This is a genomic window from Veillonella sp. KGMB01456, assembly GCF_023051165.1.
GTDB lineage: Bacteria > Bacillota > Negativicutes > Veillonellales > Veillonellaceae > Veillonella_A.
Genome location: NZ_JALKIG010000002.1, coordinates 76,621 through 101,831, shown reverse-complemented (window position 1 = coordinate 101,831; position 25,211 = coordinate 76,621). Strand labels below are relative to the sequence as shown.

22 protein-coding genes and 1 tRNA gene are annotated in these 25,211 nt (G+C 42.0%); all 23 read right to left on the bottom strand.

The window, feature by feature from the left end; all coding sequences use genetic code 11:
• Positions 1-52: 52 nt before the first annotated feature.
• Positions 53-508 (bottom strand): GatB/YqeY domain-containing protein, encoded by a 456-nt coding sequence (locus MXE28_RS01055; protein ID WP_021842084.1) that lies wholly within the window; start codon positions 506-508, stop codon positions 53-55.
• Between the two features lie 21 nt (positions 509-529).
• A complete protein-coding gene (rpsU, locus tag MXE28_RS01050; protein ID WP_004695751.1) occupies positions 530-709 on the bottom strand; it encodes a 30S ribosomal protein S21 in 180 nt (59 codons plus the stop codon).
• A gap of 208 nt (positions 710-917) precedes the next feature.
• A complete protein-coding gene (locus MXE28_RS01045) occupies positions 918-1,265 on the bottom strand; it encodes a histidine triad nucleotide-binding protein (protein ID WP_021842083.1) in 348 nt (115 codons plus the stop codon).
• Positions 1,266-1,383: 118 nt separating this feature from the next.
• The gene (mtaB, locus tag MXE28_RS01040; RefSeq protein WP_021842082.1) at positions 1,384-2,682 is read right to left on the bottom strand and encodes a tRNA (N(6)-L-threonylcarbamoyladenosine(37)-C(2))-methylthiotransferase MtaB; all 1,299 of its coding nucleotides are present in this window, start codon (positions 2,680-2,682) and stop codon (positions 1,384-1,386) included.
• A 143-nt stretch (positions 2,683-2,825) separates the two neighbouring features.
• Complete coding sequence (locus MXE28_RS01035) at positions 2,826-3,569, bottom strand: RsmE family RNA methyltransferase (protein ID WP_021842081.1); 744 nt, start codon at positions 3,567-3,569, stop codon at positions 2,826-2,828.
• A gap of 306 nt (positions 3,570-3,875) precedes the next feature.
• A complete protein-coding gene (locus MXE28_RS01030) occupies positions 3,876-4,724 on the bottom strand; it encodes a 50S ribosomal protein L11 methyltransferase (protein WP_247239716.1) in 849 nt (282 codons plus the stop codon).
• Positions 4,725-4,765: 41 nt separating this feature from the next.
• Positions 4,766-5,944 (bottom strand): molecular chaperone DnaJ, encoded by a 1,179-nt coding sequence (gene dnaJ, locus MXE28_RS01025; protein ID WP_021842079.1) that lies wholly within the window; start codon positions 5,942-5,944, stop codon positions 4,766-4,768.
• An 18-nt stretch (positions 5,945-5,962) separates the two neighbouring features.
• Entirely contained in the window at positions 5,963-7,816 is a 1,854-nt protein-coding gene (gene dnaK, locus MXE28_RS01020; protein ID WP_021842078.1) for a molecular chaperone DnaK, read from the bottom strand.
• Between the two features lie 117 nt (positions 7,817-7,933).
• Positions 7,934-8,518 (bottom strand): nucleotide exchange factor GrpE, encoded by a 585-nt coding sequence (gene grpE / locus MXE28_RS01015; RefSeq protein ID WP_021842077.1) that lies wholly within the window; start codon positions 8,516-8,518, stop codon positions 7,934-7,936.
• 31 nt (positions 8,519-8,549) lie between these two features.
• The gene (hrcA, locus tag MXE28_RS01010; protein ID WP_247239715.1) at positions 8,550-9,572 is read right to left on the bottom strand and encodes a heat-inducible transcriptional repressor HrcA; all 1,023 of its coding nucleotides are present in this window, start codon (positions 9,570-9,572) and stop codon (positions 8,550-8,552) included.
• 306 nt (positions 9,573-9,878) lie between these two features.
• Positions 9,879-11,810 carry an oligopeptide transporter, OPT family gene (locus tag MXE28_RS01005; RefSeq protein ID WP_021842075.1) on the bottom strand — a complete coding sequence of 644 codons (1,932 nt, stop codon included), beginning with the start codon at positions 11,808-11,810 and terminating at the stop codon, positions 9,879-9,881.
• A gap of 397 nt (positions 11,811-12,207) precedes the next feature.
• Positions 12,208-12,858, bottom strand: coding sequence for a TrkA family potassium uptake protein (locus MXE28_RS01000; protein WP_021842074.1), 651 nt, complete (start codon positions 12,856-12,858; stop codon positions 12,208-12,210).
• Positions 12,859-12,922: 64 nt separating this feature from the next.
• Positions 12,923-14,296 carry a potassium transporter TrkG gene (locus MXE28_RS00995; protein ID WP_021842073.1) on the bottom strand — a complete coding sequence of 458 codons (1,374 nt, stop codon included), beginning with the start codon at positions 14,294-14,296 and terminating at the stop codon, positions 12,923-12,925.
• A gap of 248 nt (positions 14,297-14,544) precedes the next feature.
• Complete coding sequence (locus MXE28_RS00990; protein WP_021842072.1) at positions 14,545-15,168, bottom strand: nitrate/sulfite reductase; 624 nt, start codon at positions 15,166-15,168, stop codon at positions 14,545-14,547.
• A gap of 253 nt (positions 15,169-15,421) precedes the next feature.
• Positions 15,422-16,147, bottom strand: coding sequence for a hypothetical protein (locus tag MXE28_RS00985; protein WP_021841008.1), 726 nt, complete (start codon positions 16,145-16,147; stop codon positions 15,422-15,424).
• 227 nt (positions 16,148-16,374) lie between these two features.
• The gene (locus tag MXE28_RS00980; RefSeq protein ID WP_021841009.1) at positions 16,375-16,959 is read right to left on the bottom strand and encodes a hypothetical protein; all 585 of its coding nucleotides are present in this window, start codon (positions 16,957-16,959) and stop codon (positions 16,375-16,377) included.
• Positions 16,960-17,105: 146 nt separating this feature from the next.
• A tRNA-Ala gene (locus MXE28_RS00975) sits at positions 17,106-17,181 on the bottom strand.
• 152 nt (positions 17,182-17,333) lie between these two features.
• Positions 17,334-18,512 (bottom strand): radical SAM family heme chaperone HemW, encoded by a 1,179-nt coding sequence (gene hemW / locus MXE28_RS00970; RefSeq protein ID WP_021841010.1) that lies wholly within the window; start codon positions 18,510-18,512, stop codon positions 17,334-17,336.
• Between the two features lie 103 nt (positions 18,513-18,615).
• The gene (gene lepA / locus MXE28_RS00965; protein ID WP_021841011.1) at positions 18,616-20,418 is read right to left on the bottom strand and encodes a translation elongation factor 4; all 1,803 of its coding nucleotides are present in this window, start codon (positions 20,416-20,418) and stop codon (positions 18,616-18,618) included.
• Positions 20,419-20,699: 281 nt separating this feature from the next.
• A complete protein-coding gene (mnmA, locus tag MXE28_RS00960; RefSeq protein WP_021841012.1) occupies positions 20,700-21,761 on the bottom strand; it encodes a tRNA 2-thiouridine(34) synthase MnmA in 1,062 nt (353 codons plus the stop codon).
• A 339-nt stretch (positions 21,762-22,100) separates the two neighbouring features.
• On the bottom strand, positions 22,101-23,348 hold the full coding sequence (locus tag MXE28_RS00955) for a methionine gamma-lyase family protein (protein WP_021841013.1): 1,248 nt from the start codon (positions 23,346-23,348) through the stop codon (positions 22,101-22,103).
• Positions 23,349-23,385: 37 nt separating this feature from the next.
• The gene (gene miaA, locus MXE28_RS00950; RefSeq protein WP_021841014.1) at positions 23,386-24,318 is read right to left on the bottom strand and encodes a tRNA (adenosine(37)-N6)-dimethylallyltransferase MiaA; all 933 of its coding nucleotides are present in this window, start codon (positions 24,316-24,318) and stop codon (positions 23,386-23,388) included.
• An 81-nt stretch (positions 24,319-24,399) separates the two neighbouring features.
• Positions 24,400-25,209, bottom strand: coding sequence for a class I SAM-dependent methyltransferase (locus tag MXE28_RS00945; RefSeq protein ID WP_021841015.1), 810 nt, complete (start codon positions 25,207-25,209; stop codon positions 24,400-24,402).
• Between the last annotated feature and the right edge of the window lie 2 nt (positions 25,210-25,211).

The following is a 25,211-nucleotide window of genomic DNA, read 5'->3' as shown; positions in this document are numbered from 1 at the left end:
TATTATCTTTAAGGGTATATTAACATACTCACTTTAGTATGTCAACAAAAGGTTAACCGTTAACCTTTGCAATTTCTTCTCGTACAATCGTATTAACTAATTTGCCATCCGCTTTACCTTTGGTTTCAGGCATTACCTTCCCCATTACGTCACCCATTTTCACAGGTGCCGTTAAGCTGCTGATAGCATTGACTACGATAGTTCGAATCTCGCTTTCACTCAGTTGAGCCGGCAAATATTTCTTCAATATTTCCATTTCTTCTTTAGTCTGGGCCACGAGATCGTCACGCTGACCTTTTTCAAACTCAGCCAGTGAATCTTGACGCATTTTCATTTCTTTGGCCAAAATTCCCAGTATATCTGTATCGCTAAGCTCACGCTTTTCGTTAATTTCTGTATTTTTAATTGCACCGTTAACCATGCGGATTACCGATAAGGCCACTTTACCCGCTTCGCGAGCTTTCATAGCTTCTTTCATGTCCGCCTTTAACTGTTCTTTTAAGGACATACCGTGCCTCCAAGATAAATCTTACGCTCTGAATTTGCGCTTACGTGCAGCCTCAGATTTTTTCTTTCTTTTTACGCTTGGTTTTTCGTAGTGTTCGCGTTTTCTTACTTCAGATAAAACACCCGCTTTTTGGCAGGAGCGTTTAAAACGGCGAAGAGCACTTTCAAGCGTTTCGTTTTTACCGACTTTAATTTCAGACATCTATATCCCTCCCTCCAATTATTCGATGGAAGTGCAGGTATTTACTATACGCACATAAAGATATTATAATGTTTGACACTATGTTTGTCAATATTTGAACATCATTATGCACTGTATTTATGCAACTTTTTTACAATAAATCGGTATAAAAAATCATGATATGTAAGTCTGAAATTCATATACCGGTTACAAGTTTGATTGTTATTCGTTAAATTTCAGGCCAACCTAATTCCTGACCACCTAAAATGTGAGCATGCAAGTGGAATACGGACTGCCCTGCTTTAGCTCCGGTATTGAATACAACACGATAGCCATCGGCAGAAAGACCCGCTTCTTTAGCTACTTCTTTGATGAATGGCAAAATACCTTCCACATAAGCTGCTTTTTCATCAGTCAAATGAGCGATGTTGGCTACGTGATTTTTAGGAATCACAAGAATATGTACCTTGGTTACCGGGTTAATATCGTGAAAAGCTAAAAATTTATCGTTTTCCAATACTTTGTTGCAAGGAATTTCACCTTTGATAATTTTACAAAAAATACATTCGTCGCTCATGCGTCATCGCTCCTTTTATAGAACACGGATTGAAATTTGATAACTGCCTACACTAAAACTTCGCCGGTTCAATCATAATTATGACCATCAATAATCATAGTATACATGCTAAAATCGATTATTCAATAATCAAGGTTTCACCGTCAAAAGCAGTAACCGTACCGCCTATGATTGTCCCTACGTCGTGTGCAGTTGTCCCTTTCTTTATTTTACCGTGAATATATTCATTCGTAAAGCCCAGATAATAACCGTCCTCTTCACGTTCGATGAGGATTTCGGCCGGTTTACCAATCATTTGTTCCGCAAAGTTTTGTAAACCTTTTTGTCCAAGACTATTCAAAAGAGCCACTCGCGTCTTTTTAACAGCTTCAGGAACTTGATCTTCCATGGCAGCAGCCGGCGTACCTTCACGCTTCGAATACGGGAATGCATGAATATGGGTGAAGCCTATTTCTTCCACGGTTTTCATCGTTTCTTCGAAGTCTTCGTCCGTTTCACCCGGGAAGCCCGCAATTATATCGGTCGTAATGGCAAGGCCCGGAATACGACTGCGTAAACGGGCAATTAAATCTTTAAATTCCTGAAGATTATAATGACGGTTCATGAGTTTTAAAATATGATCGGAACCGGCTTGGAGCGGCAAATGCAAATGCGTGCAGAAGCGCGGTTCGTTTGCCATTAAGTCAACCAACTCTTCCGATACTTCCACCGATTCAATGGATCCCAAACGAATACGTTCTAAGCCCGGAATCTCCAGCAAAGCTTTCACAACGCCGGCTAAATTAGGCTTTTCAGGTAATTCGATGCCGTAATTGCCGAGATGAATCCCAGTCAACACAATTTCATGGTAACCATGTTCTACCAATCGTTTAGCTTCTTTTACAATATCTTCCACGCGGCGGGATTTCAATTTACCGCGGGTGTACGGAATGATACAAAAAGTACAGTAGTTGTTACAGCCTTCCTGGATTTTCATAAAAGCACGCGCCTTGTCGATTTCATTACCGTAAAGCGGCATTTCTTCAAAGGTGGCCTGTTCCATGATGTTACGCACGATACTGATTTGTTTTTCTGTAGATTCGAGCTGTTCTACCAACTCTACTACGCGATGACGGTTATTCGTACCGATAACGAGATTAACACCGTCAATGGCGGCAATGGCTTCCGGTGCAAGCTGTGCATAGCAGCCGGTAACAATAATATACGCATCTTCATTGGTACGCTTGGCTTTCCGAATCAACTGGCGGGATTTTCGTTCCCCCATGTTCGTAACGGAACAAGTATTAATAACGTAAATATCCGCTTTTTCATCAAAATCTACCGGCGTATAGCCACCTTGTATAAATAAACCACGCATGGCATCCGTGTCATACTGATTAACACGGCAGCCTAAGGTAGTGAATGCTACTGTTTTCATATCTTTTTGCTCATTCTCCTATCTATTATGCTAAAAAAGTCCATACTAAGAACATCTCTAGTAAAAATTAAAATATATTAGTCCATACTTTGAACATATTTAGTTCTAATTCAGAGCATATTCAGTTCCAATTTAGAATCTATTTAGTCCATATTTAGTGCATATTGCAACATACTTACAGCGCCTACAGCAGCCGTTTCGGCACGCAAAATAGTCTGTCCTAACGTTACCACACGGGCATCGGCTGCTTCAAATTGCGTCAGTTCATCGTTGCTCAAACCGCCTTCCGGCCCGATAAAAATAACAACACGCTGAATCACATCTTCCGATTCCGCTTGTTCCAAAGCTGCTTTTAAGGTCAAACTATGCTCATTTTCATAAGCTACCAACAAAAGACTGCCATTAGCTTGTTCTCTCGCTAAAACATCGGCTAAGGTAATATCAGCCGTGAATTCCGGTAATTTAGAACGACCGCATTGTTGGGCCGCCTCTTTCATGATTTTCTCCCAGCGTTGAACTTTTTGAGGTAGTTTGTCCATTTTATATTGTACTACACAATTTTTCATGGGCACAGCATACACGGAATGAACATTGAGTTCGGTTGTTTTTTGCAAAACCCATTCCAATTTATCAGCTTTCAAAAAGCCCTGTACCAATACCACTTCAACTTCGCTGACACTTTCGTCCTGAATATCGCCTACCAGCTTAGCGGAAGCTTCTCCGTCTACGACGTCCTGTATTTGGTACACACCGGTTCGACCGTCACTGCCGCCAACCAAAACCGGCTTTTCCATCTTATGTCGGAACACGGTTAAGAGATGGTGAGTTGTATCTTTCGGTATCGTTATCATTGTATCTAAAGGAGCATCGATAAATATCTTTTTCATTATCTGAGCCTTTCGTGAGTAATCTATGACAGGTTAAATACGTTAAATTATCGGAATCAACCTTATTATCATATATCAAGGAACTCGACAATTCAACTCTTATTTCTAAATAATTCTATGTATTATTATATCATAAAAAGAGTAATCCCTCGGCGAATTCATAGCCTAACCATGAATTACCGAGAAATTACTCTTAATGCGTTTTGATGCTTAATTGTATTCTTATAATTTTATAGTATTCATTACGAAGAAAGATAATGAGATTGCATACGATACTTTACACAAAAACGTCATTGCGTCATTACTTTATTGTCTTAGTGCCAAAGTATGCCATGACCCTTTGACAACTTCTTCCACTATCTGCCAATGTTCTTTGATATACGGCATGATTTCATTGTAACGGTCATCGATGATACCGCTGATAATTAAAATGCCGTCAGAGGCTAATTTGGTGCTTATAGTAGGCAATAGAATCTTTAAAGGATCTACCGTAAGGTTGGCCATGATTAAATCCGCTTTACCGTCAAAATCCTTAGCTAAATCTCCACAGATTATCTTGGCCGCTACCTTATTCGTTTCACAATTAAGCTTAGCCTGTTCAGCCGCATTTTCATCAATATCAATACCAATCAGATTAGGAATTCCCAAGGTATGAGCAACGAGGAGTAAAATCCCCGTGCCGGTACCGATATCAAGACAGGTCTGTTTACTTTGACCGTATTTAGCCATTAATTCGGCACAAGCTTTAGTTGTTTCATGAGCACCGGTACCAAAAGATAAATCAGAATCAATGGTCAGCACTGTCTCATTGCCTTTTGGTGTATATTCTTTCCACGCCGGATGGATTACTACATTCGGTAAAATTTCAGTCGGCTCAATATACTGTTGCCAATTGTTATACCAATCCGTATCGGTTACTTCTTTGGCATACAGGTGCTTGTAAGTGAATTGAGCCGTTTTTAGAGCCCCTGCAATTAATTCTTCCCACTCTTTAGGCGTTTTCTCAGCATCACCATACAAGGTAAGTTGCACCCAAGCAGGTTCATTCGGAATATCTTCTTCTATAAAGCCGTTGCTGCTATATGTATCAAAAAGAGTAGTCACCTCTTCAATGACTACTCTTTCGATGGCAACGGATATTTCTATCCATTTCATTATATACCTCCGGTCCCGAACAAGAAGTTCAGGCGAGCTTTTCAATCACCACATAAGGCATCTTTGAATTTATCACCGATTTTTTCCAAAATGCTCTTGCTCTCTTTTAACACGGTTACATCTTCTTTGCCTTCTTTGGCAAATTGTACCAAGAGTTCACGTTGTTTCTGGTTTAACTTCTTAGGTGTTACAACCGTTACGCGAACATGTTGGTCACCGCGCTGGCTCGGGTTACGTAAGTACGGAATCCCCTTGCCTTTCAAACGGAAGATTGTGCCGGTCTGGGTTCCTTCAGGAATTTTAAGTTCAACTTTGCCGTCCAAGGTGTTGACCATAATAGTCGCACCGATTGCAGCTTGGGCAAACGAAATCTTAGCTTCGCTTACTACTTCGTTGCCTTGACGTTCGAACTCACGACTTGGTCTTACGTAAATGTATACGTACAAGTCACCTTTAGGACCGCCTTTAATGCCAGGTTCGCCTTCATTGGCTACGCGCAAACGGGAGCCGCTGTCAACGCCGGCCGGAATTTTGATTTCAATCTTCTTACGGCCCACGGTTTCACCACTGCCGTGACATACCTTACAAGGTTTTTCAATCTTTTTACCGGAACCGTGACAAACGGAGCATGTACGAGCGGAACGCATCTGACCGAATGGTGTATTTTGTACCACTGTTTCCTGACCGCTGCCGTGACAACGCGGACAAGTTTCTACCTTACTGCCCGGTTCACCGCCGGTGCCGTGACAGTGATTACATTCTTCATGACGCTGTACATCAATGGTCATTTTACGACCGAAAGCGGCATCCTCAAAACTGATTTCCACATCATGACGAAGATCGTCACCTTTTTGCGGACCGTTATTTTGTTGACCGCCACCGCCGAAGAACATGTCAAAAATATCTCCAAAGCCGCCGGCCTGGCCGCCAAACCCACCAAAACCGCCTTGACCGCCAAAGCCGCCGAAACCACCGGCCCCGGCGCCGCCACCTTGGGTGAAGGCGTCGTGACCGTACTGGTCATATTGGGCACGTTTGGTTTCATCAGACAATACTTCATAGGCTTCGTTAGCTTCTTTAAACTTTTCTTCCGCCTCTTTCGGATTGTCGCGGTTTACGTCAGGATGGTATTGGCGCGCTTTTTTTCTAAACGCTTTTTTTATTTCGTCTTGAGAGGCGTTTTTGTCGACCCCTAAGACGTCATAATAATCCTTCGCCATCAGTTACTTACCGTCCTCTTAGTCTTTTTTATCGTCTTTTACTTCAGTGTATTCAGCATCAACTACATCATCATTCTGCTGTGCGCCGCCTTGAGCACCTTGCGCGCCCTGAGCATCACCGGCAGTCTGCTGAGCAGCCTGAGCTTGTTCATACATCTTAGTGGACAATTCGTACAATGGTTTAGTCAATTCTTCGCTCTTAGCTTTGATGTCTTCTACATTGCCGGATTCGATAGCGGCTTTCAAAGCATCTTTAGCTTTAGTAACTTGTTCAAGAGTTGCTGCATCGGCTTTACCTTCGAAGTCTTTAACAGCTTTTTCAGCTTGGTATACTAAGGAATCGGCATTGTTTTTAACTTCGATTTCTTCTTTTTTAGCTTTATCTTCAGCTGCATGTGCTTCTGCTTCTTTAACCATGCGGTCGATTTCGTCCTGTTGTAAACCGCCGGAAGAAGTAATGGTAATAGCTTGTTCTTTGCCGGTGCCCATATCTTTAGCTTTTACGTTAACGATACCGTTAGCATCGATGTTGAATGTAACTTCGATTTTAGGTACCCCACGTGGAGCTGCCGGAATACCGGTCAATTCAAAACGACCAAGTGTTTTGTTGTCAGCAGCAAAATCACGTTCACCTTGTAATACGTGAATATCTACTGCCGGTTGGTTATCGGCTGCCGTGGAGAATACCTGGCTCTTGGATGTAGGGATCGTAGTGTTACGATCGATAATGCGTGTGAAAACACCACCCAAAGTTTCGATACCGAGGGACAATGGAGTTACGTCGAGAAGTAATACGTCTTTAACTTCACCAACAAGTACACCGCCCTGGATAGCAGCACCAACGGCTACACATTCGTCAGGGTTAACGTTTTTGGTAGGTTCTTTGCCAAGAACGCGTTTGATAGCTTCTTGAACAGCCGGAATACGGGAAGAACCACCAACGAGTAAGATTTTATCGATTTCGCCTACGCTGAGACCGGAATCAGCCAACGCTTTGCGAGTAGGTTCAATAGTTGCTTCAACTAAGTCGTGAGTTAATTCTTCGAATTTGGCACGAGTCAAAGTCAAGTCCAAGTGTTTAGGACCGGTAGCATCAGCTGTGATAAATGGTAAGTTAATGTTCGTGCTCATAACGCCGGACAATTCAATTTTAGCTTTTTCGGCAGCTTCTTTTAAACGCTGATCCGCCATTTTGTCCTGAGACAAATCAATGCCCGTATCTTTTTTGAATTCTGCAATCATCCAGTCCATGATGCGTTGGTCGAAGTCATCACCGCCCAAGTGGTTGTTACCGCTGGTAGCTTTTACTTCAAATACGCCGTCGCCAAGTTCAAGGATGGATACGTCGAAAGTACCACCGCCAAGGTCGAATACGAGTACTTTACCTTCTTCGTCTTTATCTACACCGTAAGCCAAAGCAGCTGCTGTCGGTTCGTTGATGATACGAAGAACATCAAGGCCTGCAATAGCGCCCGCATCTTTAGTAGCCTGACGTTGGCTGTCGGTGAAGTAAGCAGGTACCGTAATTACGGCCTGAGTTACTGTTTCACCAAGATAGGCTTCTGCATCGGCTTTCAATTTCTGAAGAATCATGGCAGAAATTTCTTGCGGCGTGTATTGTTTGTCGTCAATTTTTACTTTGTAGTCACTACCCATGTGACGTTTAATGGAAGAAATCGTTTTTTCAGGATTGGATACAGCCTGACGTTTTGCCAACTGACCTACCAAACGTTCACCATTTTTTGCAAAACCTACTACGGAAGGTGTTAAACGGGAACCTTCCTGATTTGTAACAACGACCGGTTCGCCGCCTTCCATTACAGCGACTACAGAGTTTGTTGTACCTAAGTCAATACCAATTACTTTTGCCATTTTAAATGACCTCCTATTTTTATCTTATGCCATCTATTGTCATGTTAATTTCAAATGTAAGCTGCGACTCGGATCACTCACTTGGAATGCCTCCGCTATCGCACGCCTTAGGCGAAATTAATCATTATGTACTACTTTAACCATGGCCGGACGCACCGTCTTACCATCTACGGTATAACCGGTTTGCAATACTTCGCAAACTGTGTCGTCTTCATATTCATCAGACGGCACACGCATGATTGCTTGATGATAATTCGGATCGAACGGTTTGCCTACAGCATCAATTACCGCTAAGCCGTGTTTGCTAAGCATAGCCATTAAGTTCTGATGAATCATTACGAAACCGTCAAGGAATGCTTTTGTTTCGGCATTAGTCGGTGCCTGTAAAGCTCGTTCAAAATTATCCAGCACGGAGAATAAATCTTTCATTACATCCGCTTTTACAAAACCTGCCAATTGATCTTTTTCCTGCAATGTGCGTCGCTTGAAATTATCAAAGTCGGCTTGCAAACGAACAAATCTTTTTTCCGCTTCCGCCAATGCATCTTTCACGGCATCAGCTTCGGCTGTTACTGTCTCACCTGCCGCTTTTGCTTCAGTAGCAGCTACGTCTTCAGCGCTTTCTACCGTCACGTCAGGTTCGCCGGCAACGTTCATTTCATCAGTTACTGTATCCTGTGTAAAGTCTTCAGTCTGTTTCATCTCGTCTGCTCCCATCGTGAGTATCACCTCATTACTTTCTATTGTTATTTTCCGCTAATGCACGCATAAAATCTTGCATATACGATAAAATACCAATGATTCGGCCATACTCCATACGAGTAGGTCCTAATATAGCCAACGTACCGATACGCTCATCTTTATCACCGAAATCAGCTTGAATAACGCTTAAATCTTTAAGCGGTTCCGCCTGATTTTCACTGCCGATGGTAATGCCGATACCGTTCTTCTTAGACGCCGCCAAGAGCTGATTCAGTTGATCTTGTTCTTCCAACATCGACAGAATCGGTTGAACCTTCTTGATGTCCTTGAATTCCGGTTGTTCCAACAGCTCGGTCGTACCAACCGAGTAGAACAGTTTACGTTTGGCAATGGCGCGATACAAAGCCTCTGCCAGTATAAGTAATACCGCTCGCGGCCCTTCAATAAGCTGAACTGTTGCCTCCAAGTTCTGTAAGGTCATGCTCGACAAGCGAACATCCTTTAACGCATTTGTCATGCGAATTGCCATACTTGCCAAAACATCATCGGCCACAGCCTCTTTGAAATACATCGGCTCATTATCCAAAGCACCTTGGTCGGTTACAACAACCATGATAGCTCTGTTTTCACCAATCGGTAAGACATGAATAAATTTCAACACCGACGTGTCATGAGCCGGCGCTAGGAATAAACTCATGTTATGACTGATTTGTGAAATCAGTTTGGCTACATTTAAGAAGAAATCTTCAAAGTTAGCCGGTTTTTCTTGCCATATTTTATTGATTTTTTCTGCATCTTCGCGCTCTGTGCCGTTCGAATGCAACATAGCGTCTACATAAAAGCGGTAACCCTTGGCTGATGGAATACGACCCGCTGATGTATGCGGTTGTTCCAAAAAGCCCAGGTCTTCCAAATCGGCCATTTCATTGCGGACCGTGGCCGGGCTGACGCCCAAATTATAATTCTTCGCCAGAGTCCTCGAACCGACCGGTTCAGCCGACTTTATGTAGTCCTGTATGATAGCGTGTAAGATGCGCTGTTTACGTTCATCCATATTCACACCTCATTGTTAGCACTCATTAACATCGAGTGCTAATCACAGCTATAATGTTATCATAAAACGTCAAAATGTCAAGCAAATATTTCATACAGATTTCGTAAAAACTCGCTTATTTACTGTTTAGTCAAAAAATCAAAGGGCCTTTAAAGATCATTGACCTTTAAAAGCCCTTATGTAAAACTTTTTAAATTAACTTATAAATCACCGGTCATTTTACAAAATGACTCATCACCGGTCACATCGGCAGCAATTAGTTGGCTACTCGATTACGATGACTCATCAACCGTTACATCGCCGTAATTAGTTAGCAGCGCGTTTACGGGTAGCAATTTTATAAATCATTACGCACAAAGCAAGATAAATCACAATACCAAGGTATGTTGCTTCCGGTGTTTTTTCCCACGCATCCAAGAACCAATCAACACCGGCGATTTTAAGAACCGCACTGATTAAGGAACCAATGGCACCACCGGCTACGAAACCGGAAGCTACGGTACCGCCTTCAGCTACGCGTGCTTCACTTTCAGCTTCATCTTTGCTGCTGCGTTTAACCAAATAAGAAATGAAACCGCCCACTAAGATTGGCGTATTGATTTCCATTGGTAAGTATGCACCGAGGGCAAAGGCCAATGGCGGAACACCAATCATCCAAAGTAATACGGCAAAAATAGCGCCAAGAATATATAATTCCCATTGAGCACTGCCGCCGGTCATCAACGGTTCAACAATAGCGGCCATAGCATTAGCTTGTGGCGCATTTAAAGCACCGTCGCCTACGAAACCGTATGCATTGTTAAGCAAGATTAAAACGCCTACGCATACAATACCGGCGATTACAACGCCGACTAATTGCCATAATTGCATTTTGGCAGGTGTAGCACCGGTTAAGTGTGCAACTTTCAATTCAGACATGAAGTTACCCGCTACACCGATAGTTGTTGCTAAGAACGCAGCCATCATCAAGATAGCAATGATACCGGTTGTACCGCCCATACCAACACTGGTCATGATAACGGCACTAATTAAAATCATGAAAATTGTCATGCCCGATACCGGTTCATTACCGGTAAAGGCGATAGAACTGATACCTACTACAGACAATAAGAAAGATAAAATCAAAACGATGAAGAATGCCAACACTGTTTGTAGGAATGTATCAGCATAATAAATATGGAAGAAAATAGAGAATAAAACTGTTGTTAATACAATACCTAAGCCCAATACGGAAGAAGGCAAATCAATCTGCGTACGCAATACGTTAACTGTCGTAGTTTTACCACGGCTGAACATATCAACGATGGCGCGTTTCATAATTTTGCTTACTACATTGGACATGGTCAATAAGCCGATAACACCGGCCATGGCAAGCATACCAATACCGATATGGCGCACATAAGTCTTAAATACATCACCGGTGGAAGCATCGGCAAGTAAGATTTCTTTGCCCCCTACCATCATGATGTGATCGCCACCGATGAAGAAGAACAATGGAACCATTACGAACCAGGCAAAGAAAGACCCGGCGGCAATAATAGAACCATAACGGATACCGGTAAAATAACCTAAACCTAATAAAGCAATGTCACTGTCTAAAGATAAGTGCATTTTACTGTTCTGCTGGAATACTTGGCCCCAACGGAATGTGGTAGTGGAGAAAACTTCACGCCACCAACCAAGGGAGTTTAATACGAAATCATAGCCTAAACCCAATAAACCGCTAAGCGCCATGAGTTTAGCCTTACCGCCATCATTACTGCTCAATACTTCGGCAGCGGCACGGCCACTTGGGAACGGATAGGCATGATGCATTTCTTCACAGAAATACTGACGGAAGAATACGCAAAGGAATACCCCCAATAAACCGCCTAACACGATAGGCACAATCATTTGGAAAACCGATACAGTATGAATATCAAGAATAAAAAGAGCCGGTAAAATGAACATTACCCCTGCCAGTACGTTAGTACCGGAGCTGGCAATGGCCTGAATATGAACGGTTTCCGGGAAAGCATTTTTACGTTTGAATAAAACCGCCATCCCCATGGATAGAATTGATACCGGTGCAAACGCATCTACGGTCTGGCCGATTTTTAAGCATAAATAGCCAACGGCCAAGGCAAATAACGCGGCAAAGAAGAGCCCCCAGAAAATAACATAACTGTTAATTTCCTCATAATTTTTGGTTGGATCCATAATCGGACGAACCTCATTGTGATGCTCATTTGATGCCATAAAATCATCTCCTTAGATAAATAAAACAGAAATACAAAAGTGAAAAAATAAAGATAATTAAAAGATTTACCTAAGGAAATTTCGTTAGCTGCCTACAATCAACCAAGAATCCCACCTGCTCCGAACTGATTCTTATCAAGTCCACTACATAAAAACTTTTCTCTTTCGCTATTACACAACTAAAGGGGCTCTCCACACCGTGGATGCCCCTTTTTTCTCTACTTGAATTATATGTTTAATGTTACTCTTTGTCAACGAGTAGTGTACATAGCATGCATAATCAGTATATTGCCCCTTCAAAAAGAATGCATTACTAACTTTAGTCATATCTCATTTTCAGATTATTTTTGAGAAAATCCAATATACTTCAAATACCCCGTAAAACAACCGCCAAAAATTATTGACTAAGCTTAGTAATATCTTCATTACGACCGATAACAATCAACATATCCTCATCTTGTAACGGATTATTCGGGTTTGGCGGTGCAATGACATTTTTATCACGTTTTACGGCCACAATATTTACATTATATTTCTTACGAATATCCAATTCAGTCAAAGTGTGACCAATCATGAATGAAGGAATCCCCATTTCCACCAAGCCGATGTCCTGGGATAGCTGGAAATAGTCTACAATATTTTCACGAGTCAACATTTGAGCCACTCGTTCGGCCATATCCATTTCCGGGAAAATGATCAAATCGGCCCCTACCTTCTCCAGTAATTTACTTTCCATTTCGGTAGATGCTTTCGCCACGATGTACGGCGCATGTAATTCCTTGAGTACCATGGCGGACAATAATTTAGCTTTTAAATTATCTCCAATGGCAATAACAACTACGTCCAATTCCTGTAAATTTAACTGACGAATCGTATCTTCATCACTGAAATCGGCTACGATACTGTGCGTCAAATAGGGCGCCAGTTTTTGTACCAACCCCTCTTCAATATCAATACCTACTACTTCATGCCCCATAGCCGCTACCTGTTTTGCCAAAGTGCCGCCAAAACGGCCAAGACCTATAATACCGATTGTTTTACGCTTCATATTATTACCTCTGTTTTATGAAAAAATAAAAAGCTACATCTTCCATCAATAATAACCAGCTAAACTATAGCAACACATTATCTTCCGGATAGTATGCCGTAGTCGTGGCACGACGTTTTAAGAAAAAGGCGCCAATCAAAGTAAGCACACCGATACGGCCTGTATACATCACGATAATCAACGTTAGCTTACTGATGGTTGACAGCTCCGGCGTAATCCCTATGGTAAGGCCTACCGTAGCAAAAGCGGAGGTCACTTCAAATAATAAATCCAAGAACGGAAATGATTCTACACCGGCCAAGACAAAAGTAGCCAGCACAACGAGCATGGATGAAAAGAATACAATGCCCACGGCCTTATAAATAACGCTCTGACTTAAGCTTCGCTCAAAGATTTCGACACGTCGTGTATTAGTGAACAACGAACGTGATGTGGCCCATAATACAGCCATGGTACTGATTTTTATACCGCCACCGGTCGAGTTTGGCCCGGCCCCGATAAACATGAGTACCACCGTAATAAAAACCGTAATGGGATGCAAATCCGCGTAATTCAACGTCGGAATACCGGCCGTGCGCGGCGTTATGGCTTGAAACAAAGCGCCTTGAATTTTAGTTGTGAACGGTAATCCGGCTAATGTTTGCGTCCATTCCAAGCCAAGAATACTAAGTGTACCGGCTACAACGAGAATCAATTCACCAACAAGCATCACTTTCGTATGCAATGTTAATTGAGCGAATCCCCGTTGGCGATTGTTCCAAATATCGAAGGACGCCATGTAACCAAAGCCGCCAATAAGGATAAGGCTGCAAGTTATCAGCGTAAAGCCCCAATCACCTACCATTTTATAAGGCAAATCATTGTCAAAAAACACAAAGCCGGCGTTACAAAATGTAGAAATAGCCTGGTAAAAGCCGTAATATATAGCGCTATACCCTAAATAAGGATATAAATCTAACGTATAGGCTACCCCGCCGATAAATTCAAAGCCAAATGTGAGAATGGCAATTTGTTTAAGCACAGTTTGCACCGAAATATTATCTTGCCCAATATCTTCTTGAAGTAATAATTTATTCTCCAGCCCTACACGGCGTCTCAGTACTATAAAGATAAACGTTGTAAAGGTCATCGTCCCCAAACCGCCGATTTGAATCAGCAAAATCATTATAGTCTGTCCGAAAATACTCCAATGGTGAAACGTATCTACCGTCGTAAGCCCCGTTACAGACACGCAGGATACGGCCACAAAAAGAGCATCAATAAACGGTGTTCGGCTACCGTCAAGGGTAGCCCATGGCAAAGTCAGCAAATATCCTCCAAACAACATAAGTACGGCGAAGCTTAAAGCTAATAAGCGTTGCGGATTCGTCATCAGCGAATTCCTGACTTTTTCTTGCCACGTTAACGGTCGACGTGTAAAATTCGGTCCTAATATCATAATGTCCTCGAATCACCGGCTATGTAGAATGATACTCTGCTTTAACCCCATAATATCACTATATAGTCGTCTTAATGCATGTAAAACAGTAATAGCCAAAAACGCTATTTTTCATATCCATATTATACATCAATCGTCTTGGAAAAAGAAAAACTCTTTTAAGGGAAATGTAATTCCACCTTAAAAGAGTTCATAAATTTATTGCTATATAACTTTAAATCATGTGTATTTCAAAGACCGGTTTGCTTTTATTCAGCATCTACCTGCGGCGCAACTTCAGCGTTTTCAAAGGGATTACCCAAACGGGCCAACATATGATCGAATTTTTCTTTCGGCATAGCGTTATCTTTGTACCATTGTAATAAAAACTCGATTTTGTCTTGTGCTTCTTCAGGCGTTAGTTTTTTGGCAAATACTTCGCCGCCTTTAGGCCGATTACCGCTTTTACCGCCGGCCACCAGCACATAGCCGTCCGGCAAGCCGTATAAACCGATATCTTTAATCATCGGTTCGGCGCAACAACGGGGACAACCGCTGATACCGATGCGAAGTTTATTAGGCATATCTTCACCGAAATGATGTTCATCAATATATTTAGCTACCGGAATCGTCTGCATAAAGGCGTGGGAACAACCGTCCGTACCGCGACAAGCGGTCACCGAATTAACCGCCGCATGCTTAACTTGTTGAACCCCTTCCGGCAATTGTTCTAAAATAGCTGCCTTATCTTCCTTGGTAATGTCATAAATCTGAATGCCTGTAGCTACGATGCGGAAATTCCCCTTATATTTATCAGCCAAATCAATAATGGCATGTAATTGGACGCGTGAAAACTCACTGAATAAAGAATGTAAAATAACGGATGTTTTCATGTGTACTCCTTAGTCATTTGATTAACAATAAACGTATATTGTTGTATCTCGATTCGATACAAACGGATACTGTATCGGCAAGCCTTACATCGTATGCCGTTACCTATAATTCACTATTATATTTGTATCATATTATTATTTTATCGAGTTGTGACATATATCACAAAATAACTAAAAGTTATGATTAAACTGACTAAAAAATTTTAAAAAAAATCCCGGTTCAATTAAACCGGGATTAAATCGTAAAAAAGCATTAAATCGAGCTCTTAGAGCCTTCCACTTCCATGGCTTCGTCATCTGCAGTATGTACATCGGAATCAGCGTTATAAACCTTTTTACCGGTGGCGCTTTGGACTTTTTCTTTAAAATCATCCACATCGCCCAGTTTCTTTAGACCACTGTTATCTAAACCTGATTCACCGGCCTCAATAATGGCCGTTACCACATCGGAAGCATCCACCGTATCTTTGGCTGCTTCCGTTTGCAATAAGGCGAGATTCTTTTGTAAAAAGCGGCGCCACACATATTCGACGCTGGCTGTTGTATAAAGAAGGAAATAAAAATATGTAGCTGCGGAAGCCCCCATATAAAGAACGTAAATGTTAATGCCGTTATAGGTGTCGGCCAACTGCCCCGACTGCATTTCCTGCATCAAAAGAACCATAATGAGCATGGCTATAATCCCCAACACAATGGCTATCGTCAAAGCTACACCATACAAAACAAAAAGAAAGGCACTGTTGGATACATTGGTGTCGGGAAAACGTTTTGTCAGTCCTTTAGTATATAAATTGCGGCATAAGAGCCCTGCAATAGTAATAACCGCAAACAATACGACACCGGAAACGAGGTAGAATCTGTCACCCGTTACATATCCGTAAATACCTTTACTCACTAAGAATACGGCACATAAACTTAACAAATCAAAAATAATGCCGGCAAAGCAGGCTCGCCAGCCAAAATTTACATAATCTTTCATACTTTATCTTCCTAACCTTATAAGTTTAACATATTTTATAACAGTAAAAGCATACCACGAATGTATATCTATGACAAGTTAAGTTAGATTACCAATGAAAACTATAAATAAGTCAGTTACGGCAACGACTCTAATGATTTAATTATTTGTTTCTCTCTATTATGCGCGCCTTAACCATTATATTACAGAAAAAGAGTAGCAGCTCTGAGGCTACTACTCTCCGCAATTTACTCTTTAATTTCCTTTATAAAATTGCCTTGCGCATCAAATCTTAATGCATATCTTTCCTTGGTGCCGTTTATTTTTATAGTGGCTTCAAAAACGCCCCGATTAATACGATAATCGTACCATATAACGTCTTCTACTTTACCGCCTTCAATGCTCTTAGCTTTTTCTTCGGCGACTTTATAGATATCTGTTACTTTATTAAAATCAATACTGTTTAAATCTCCCAGATTTTCTTCTAATTTACCGGGACCGATTAATTCGAGCGGTTTCGGATCAGACCATTTTCCGTCCTTATAATCATAACGAACAACCTGATCTGTTGTGCCCGGTTTTTGCACATCAATTCTGCCGGTCATGCCGGTTTCCTTATGATACATCAGATAAATATCGTCCATTGCTTTCAAATCATGGCCCTTCAACTCCGGCCTATTCTTCAGGTCATCCATAATCTTATTGGCTAAACCCTGATCGGTAAATACATTGGCATTCTTGTCCCCACCGATTAAGCTATCTATCGAATTACTACAGCCACCCACAATGATGCCAAACACTAAAACCACTAACAGTAACACTAACTTTTTCATTCTCCAACCTCCCAGCTAAAACAATAATATAAAAAATAATGATATAAAATCATTTTCATTATTTTATCATATTAATCAATAATTTAATAATATCTGAACTGCAAAGATGAAAATAAAAAAACCGCACCTCTGTGCGGTTTCTAATGTGGTGGAGATAAGCGGGATCGAACCGCTGACCTCTTGAATGCCATTCAAGCGCTCTCCCAGCTGAGCTATACCCCCGTGCATTACAGATTACATAATACTAAAACTCTCACCTGTTTGTCAATATAAATTTTAAATTTCATATTGCAATTTAAGAATCATATACTGAATGTAAGACTCTTAAAAGTCTTGAGTTTCGTAAAACTTCTAAGAGCCTTTACACCTTTTACTTAGCGTATAAATTGACTGAACACATAATTACCGTGTTTAGCGCCGTCACGCGTGAGTCGCCAGCCTTCTTCGGTTTCTACCAATAACCTTTGCTTTATTAAGTGCACTATTTCATCGCCGAAAATATCTTGAACAGACTCATTAAATCGTTCTTTAAAAGCTTTTTCAGAAAGGCCCCACTTGGTCCGCAATGCTAAGAAACAAAAGTCCTCTACCGCACGGTTTTCACTGATAGTCGCTTCGAATACAATGGGCAATAAATTCTGGCGCAGCCGATTAATATAAGGCACCACATACGGTTCATTATTGCGCCGTACATCTTTATAAAAAGAATAGGCACCGGCACCAAAAGCCAAGTACTCTTTATACTGCCAATAGCGTAGATTATGATAGCTATAAGATCCATTGTTGGTAAAATTGGAAATTTCATACCGTTCGAAGCCATGAACCTTCAATTCATCAAGCATACAATCGTACATAGCTTCATTTTCATCATCCGATGGCAAATCGAGCTGACCAAGTTCCACCTGTTTATGAAGGTTGGTCCCCTCTTCCAACTGTAAGCCGTAAATAGATATATGACTGACACCTAAATTAAGCAATGTTGCTACATTGGTCTTTATGTCTTTTAACGTCTGTCCCGGTAAGGCATAAATCAAATCACCGCTTACCGACTGAAAACCTACCGACAGTGCATCGGTAATCGCTTGTTTGGCCATATGCGCATTATGACCACGTCTCAGTAGCTGCAACAAATTATCGTCAAAGGTCTGTACGCCGTAGCTCAGACGAGTAACGCCTAAAGATTTCAGCCCTTTTAAATATTCAATGTCGATTTCACCGGGATTAGCTTCCATGGATAATTCGCGCACCGAATCACAAGGATAATAGGTATATAGGGTATTTAAAATCTGCTCCAATTGACTGAGGGATAACTGTGTAGGCGTACCCCCACCGAAGTAGATGGTATTCACCGGTATCTTGGCACTTTCCGGATACGTCGAAGCCCATAGTTTAATTTCATCGCACAAGGCATCAACATAATCATCGTAATACGCCTCTAACCCTTCGTAAGAGGCAAAGTCACAATAGGAACATTTTTTACGACAAAACGGGATATGAAGGTACACCCCCATATCCCGAGACGTCGCAAAAGAGGGTGTGAATGTGGAATCCATACACAATCTCCTTTATCTTTTTAATATAAATCAGTCAAACAGCAGAGTCAGTATAACCTGTATTCTTAAAAATCCATCTAGGCTTGCCAACTCATTTACTGCCTTACTTGTCATCAACTTTAAGAATAGCCATGAACGCTTCCTGCGGAATTTCTACGCTACCTACTGCCTTCATACGCTTCTTACCTTCTTTTTGTTTTTCCAACAATTTACGTTTACGACTGATATCACCGCCGTAACATTTAGCCAAAACGTCTTTACGCCATGCTTTAACCGTTTCACGAGCTACGATTTTATTACCGACAGCTGCCTGAATCGGAATTTCAAACATTTGACGCGGAATCAATTCTTTAAGCTTTTCAGCCAACGCACGACCGCGGGTAGCCGCTCTATCTTTATGAACGATGATACTCAACGCATCCACCGGTTCACCATTCAAGAGAATATCCATTTTAACCATCGGAGATGCCTGATAACCGATGAGTTCATAGTCTAAGGATGCATAACCCTTAGTGGCGGATTTCAATTTATCGAAGTAATCGTAAATGATTTCGCCCAATGGCAAATGATATACGATAGAAACACGAGTTTCATCCAAATATTCCATGGATTGGTATTCACCGCGTTTATCCTGGGACAATTCCATAATGGCCCCGACGAAGTCCTTAGGTACGATGGTCGTAGCCTTAACATACGGTTCTTCGATAAAGTCAATTTCTGTTGGTGGCGGCAATTTGGACGGATTGTCGATTTCCAAAATCTCACCGTTTGTTTTATGCACTTTGTAGTTTACGCTCGGTGCCGTCGTAATTAACGTTAAATTGTATTCCCGTTCCAAACGTTCCTGAATAACGTCCATGTGCAAGAGGCCGAGGAAGCCGCAACGGAAACCGAAGCCCAAGGCAATAGATGTTTCCGGTTCGTACTCGAGAGCCGCGTCGTTCAAATTCAGCTTTTCAAGGGCATCACGGAGGTTGTCATAATCTTTACTGTCAGTCGGATAGAGACCACAATACACCATGGATACGGCTTTACGATAGCCCGGTAACGGTTCCGCCGCCGGATCATCCGCTTTCGTAATGGTATCGCCTACATGACAATCGCCTACGTTCTTAATGCTTGCGGCCACGCAACCTACGCTGCCACAAGTTAATTCATCCACCGGCAACAAGTTCGGTGTGAAAACACCGAGTTCAGTCACTTCAAAGTCTTTTTGATCGTGCATCATGCGAATAATGTCACGTTTTTTGAGGGACCCTTCTTTAACTCGTACATAGGCAATAGCACCTTTGTAAGAGTCAAAGCGGGAGTCAAAAATAAGGGCTCTGGTCGGCTGATCGGATTTATCTTCCGGAGCCGGAATGCGTTCTACGATGGCTTCCAAGATATCTTGAATACCAATACCGGACTTGGCACTGGCCAAAATAGCATCGGATGCATCGAGACCGATAATATCTTCAATTTCTTTTTTTACTCGATCTACGTCGGCACTCGGTAAGTCGATTTTGTTAATAACCGGAATAATTTCCAAGTCATGTTCCAATGCCAAATATACATTAGCCAAGGTTTGCGCTTCTACGCCTTGCGCGGCATCCACAACAAGCAAAGCCCCTTCACAGGCAGCCAAGGAACGGGATACTTCATAGCTGAAGTCAACATGACCCGGAGTGTCAATTAAATTTAAGGTGTACTGCTTGCCGTCTTTAGCTGTATGCAATAAACGAACGGATTGCGCTTTGATTGTAATCCCACGTTCTCTTTCCAAGTCCATGGAGTCAAGCACCTGAGCTTCCATTTCACGCTTTGTGAGCGTTCCCGTTGCTTCTATTAAACGGTCAGCCAAGGTGGATTTCCCGTGGTCTATATGGGCAATAATGCAGAAATTGCGAATATGTTCAGTTACCATGTTCCATTCTCCTCATAGTTAGCTTAACCACGTCATTCTCAATAATTTAGGATGAGCAACGGTTGAGCAATCAATAAATCTAAACCAATATAAAAGAACTAAAATTATTGAATAATTCTAGTTTAAGTGTGCTTACTATATACATATAATATAATCTATCATAATATTATAACATTACTATGGCATATCGTCTATTAGTGCAATGAGAAAGCCTGTAACCCCTCTCGGTTACAGGCTTCTTGACTAGTTAGCAGCTTCTTAAGTTACCGCTTTAGCTTAAACTAGCAAACAGTTTCAATAACACCGCCGCCAAGTAATTGAGTTCCTTCATAGAAGGCTACCGATTGGCCCGGTGTGATCGCGCGTTGCGGCTTTTCAAAAATAACTTCCATTGTTTCATCATCAAGAATACGGGCTACACATGGCGAAGGTTCGGCTGCATAGCGAATCTTACCGGATGCATGTAATTCCTGAGGAATCATGCCGGATAAGAAATTGTAATGTTTACAAATCATACGGTTTGTAAACAAACTTTCGTCCGGTCCTACAATGACTTCATTCTTTTCACCATCAAGACGAACTACATAAAGTGGATATTTATAGGCAACACCGAGACCTTTACGCTGGCCGATGGTATAGTTGAATAAACCGTTGTGACGGCCTAAAATCTCACCATTTTCATGAACAATATTGCCCGATTTAGCAGGTTCAGATAACTGCTTCTGAATAAAGCCCTGATAATTATGGTTAGGCAAGAAACAAATATCTTCGCTGTCCGGCTTATTCGCTACCGGTAAATCACGGTCATTAGCCATGGCGCGAGTCAATGTCTTCTTCTGCGCACCTAATGGGAACATCAAATGGCTCAAAATGTGCTGATTTAAGGTATACAATACATAACTCTGATCCTTGGACGGATCCGCACCTTTGTGAAGTTCATAGAGCTTCGTTGCTTCATTATAACGCACTTGTGCATAGTGACCGGTTACCATATGGGATGCGCCCAATTCAAGAGCACGATTTAATAACAAATCAAATTTTATATTTTTATTACAGAATACACAAGGATTCGGTGTGCGCCCGGCGGCATACTCATTAACAAAATAATCTACGACATTATCGTAAAAAACATCTCGAGCATCGACTACATGATGCTCAATGCCAAGAAAATCACACATTTTCTTAGCGTCCGTTACGGCGAGTGGCACATCATCAGGATCCGTGTCACTTACCCATAAACGCAAGGTAATCCCAAATACCTTATACCCTTGTTCTAACAGCATCGACGCTGTTAAGGAGCTGTCTACGCCCCCACTCATTGCAACTGCTACAACGTTTTCCATGCTTTCTCCTTCTGTGGTCGCTTGACCTGGTAAACTCAATAATACATCATACAGAGTGAAAGTCCGAATATGTATATACCGACAATAAAAATATAAAATACACAAATGCTTTAAAATGATTGCTAATTCATATAAAAACCGAAGCTCACAATTATAAAAATTAGCAGTATCACTATACTAAAGCAACAGTTAGTATACCATAAAACAGGCGTAATATATAGAGATATCTTAATCTTATGATTTTTGGAATCACATTACATCCTATATTACGCCTTATTTTACGTCTTAAATTTACAATTATACTAAAACTTAAGGATAACCCTCACAGGCTCTGAAAGCTTACTCGGCTTTACGATTAGCTAAGATTTCTTCCGCAGCGCCCAAAATACCGAGCATTGAATGTTCAAATACAAGGCCGCCCTGCATGAAGATAGTATACGGTGGACGAACCGGACCGTCCGCACTGAGTTCGATGGATGAACCCTGTACAAAGGTGCCGCCGGCCATGATAATTTGATCCGTATAGCCCGGCATATCACCCGGTACGGGACGCACATGAGCATCTACCGGCGAGTAAGCTTGCATACCGCGGCAGAATTGCTCCATTTCATCCGCATTATGCAAATTAATTGCCTGAATTAAATCAAATCGAGGGGAATCCACTTTAGGGAATACTTCATAGCCAAGAAGTGTACCCACCGCTGCTGTATATACAGCCCCCTTCAAGGCCTGCAACACAACATGAGGTGCCAAGAATAAGCCTTGGAAGAACAAGCGATAGCCCGGCGAATAGGAACCCATGTGGTCACCTAAGCCCGGTGCGGTCAATTCATAAGCCACGTCTTCAACCAACGATTCTTTACCGGCTACATAACCACCGGTCGGAGCAATACCGCCGCCGGCATTTTTAATTAGAGAACCGGCCATGATATCGGCACCGTGTTCAAGCGGTTCCGACATTTCGGTAAATTCGCCATAACAATTATCTACGAAACAAATTGTTTCGGGATTCTTGGCTTTAACTACTTTACAGATTTTTTCAATATCCGTAACGGAAAGTGGTTCACGGGTACTGTAACCGCGCGAGCGTTGAATTACGACTACCCGGGTATTTTCGGTTACGGCTTCGGCAATACCGTCCAAATCATAGGTATTGTCTTTTAGCGGTACTTCTTTATAAATAAAGCCCCGTTCCACTAAAGAATTGCGCACAGGATGGGGTACACCGATGACAGACTGCATCGTATCATACGGGGCGCCTACAGCATACACAAACTCTTTACCTTGCTTACCGCTGCCGAGCAATGCGATTAACGTCGTTGCCAAAGCATGCGTGCCCGACACGAAATGGGCACGTACTAAGGCCTTTTCCGCTTTAAACACATGTGCGAACACTTCGTCCAACTTTTCACGACCACTGTCATTATAACCGTAACCGCTGGAGCCGTTGAAGTGATAATCACTGAGCTGACATTCTTTAAAGGCTTCCAACACCTTCTTAGTATTGTGCAAGGCAATTGGTTCAAACTGTTTAAATTGAGGCTCTGCCATACGCAAAGCTTCGTCCCGTATACTATCTAAATTCATTATCTCAAAACATCCTAACTTAAAAATTAAATTCAACTTATACTATGATGCCCGATTTTTGAATTAAACTCATCGCTTCTTCAAAAATCGAATCACCGCTGCGACCATTATCGCAATCAATCCAAACTATATAAGGCATACGTTTATACCAAGTAATTTGACGTTTGGCAAAACGGCGCGTATTTTGCTGTATGGCAGCGATGGCTTCGGCTTTGGTGCATTCACCGTTAAAATATGCCACCACTTCTTTGTAGCCGATGCCTTTAAACGCCTGACAATCAGGCGATACACCGGCCGCCACGAGCCTTTCCACTTCTTCAAAAAGGCCCTGCTCTACCATGATGTTGACCCGTAAATTAATTCGTTCATACAGTTCCTCACGATTACGGCGCAAACCGATAACCGGACCTTCAAAGGATAAGCCTGCTTTCGTCTGATTAGTCAAGGCCTCATAGTTACCCTGCTCCATCAATTCAATGGCACGGAATAAGCGGTGTTTATCGGTGAAGCGAAGCTCAATACCGCCTTTTTTGGCTAATTCTTCGGCATAGACCAAAAGACCTTCATCGCCCTTTGTTTGCCATAATTCATCGAGCCGTTCACGAATGCCTGTATTCGGTCCTTCCACTGAAAAATCAAAGCCTTCCAACAAGGATTGTACATAAAAACCGGTACCACCTGACAGAATCGGCATATGGCCTTCTGTATGAGCTTTTGTAATTTCCCGACGTGCTTCTTCCTGAAAATCGGCGGCACTATACGATTCATCGGCAGACCGAATATCAATCAAACGATGCGGCACCGCTTCGAGTTCTTCACGAGACGGTTTCGCTGTACCAATATCAAGGCCTTTATAAATTTGGTAGGCATCGCCGGAAATAACTATTCCATTAAGTTTCTCTGCGAGTCGCAACGTTAAATCGGTTTTGCCCACAGCCGTAGGCCCTAAAATAGTAATCAATTGTTCCATACGATACCTCCTTCCTATGAAAACTATTGGTAAGCCATCTTGTAAGATTCAAGCTGTTTTATTATATAAACCGAATCACGGCTACCCTTTTACTTTATAGACGCCATAGGCTACGCGGCTATATTTACCGCCTAACAGTTCATCAGGCTCCATAGTTTGAAAAATCGAACTGAATGGTCGTTCTTTTACAATAACTCTTTCTTTGGCTACACGTTTCGCTTCGCGTAATATTGCTTCGGTAAAAACGCTTTCCACTAAATGGCCGCGCAAGCTTAAAAACTGTGGGCTTTCCGTAACGGGCACTTCAAACATAGGATCAAAATAGACAACATCAAAGCTATCGTCTTTGGCCCTTTGTAAAAAGGTTTCAAATCGCACGGCGCAAACTTGAATACGCCGCAGCGCTGCCGTTACAGTGTCATTTTCGTGGACAAAATGACGTAAGCCGTAATTTGTAATATACGCCAGTAAAGGATTACCTTCAAGCGCTACCATCTTTTTACATGACCGTTTAGCATAGGCTACCACCAAACTATCACTGCCAAGACCGGCCGTACAATCTAAAAACGATGATATCGCTTCGGGGCCGAGAGCTTCCACCAAATGATCGGTTTCGCCTCTGTCATAAGCGATGAGGCGAAGTTGCGCCATAGATAGGTGGAATTCATGAGCCTTACCTTCGCCCGTAAAAAGCTGCGGCCCCTTTTGACTGAAGATTAAAATATCTTTATTTTTATGATTAGCTTGTAAATTAGCCAAGGACAAGCGCTTCCGCTCTACATAAGGAATCCTAAGCAGTTTGGCGGCCCCTTTAGCTCGGGGAATCAAATCACCCTTACCTTTTTGCGACGTCGTCACAATGGCTCCGCAATTCAATGTTTCACTAATCATCA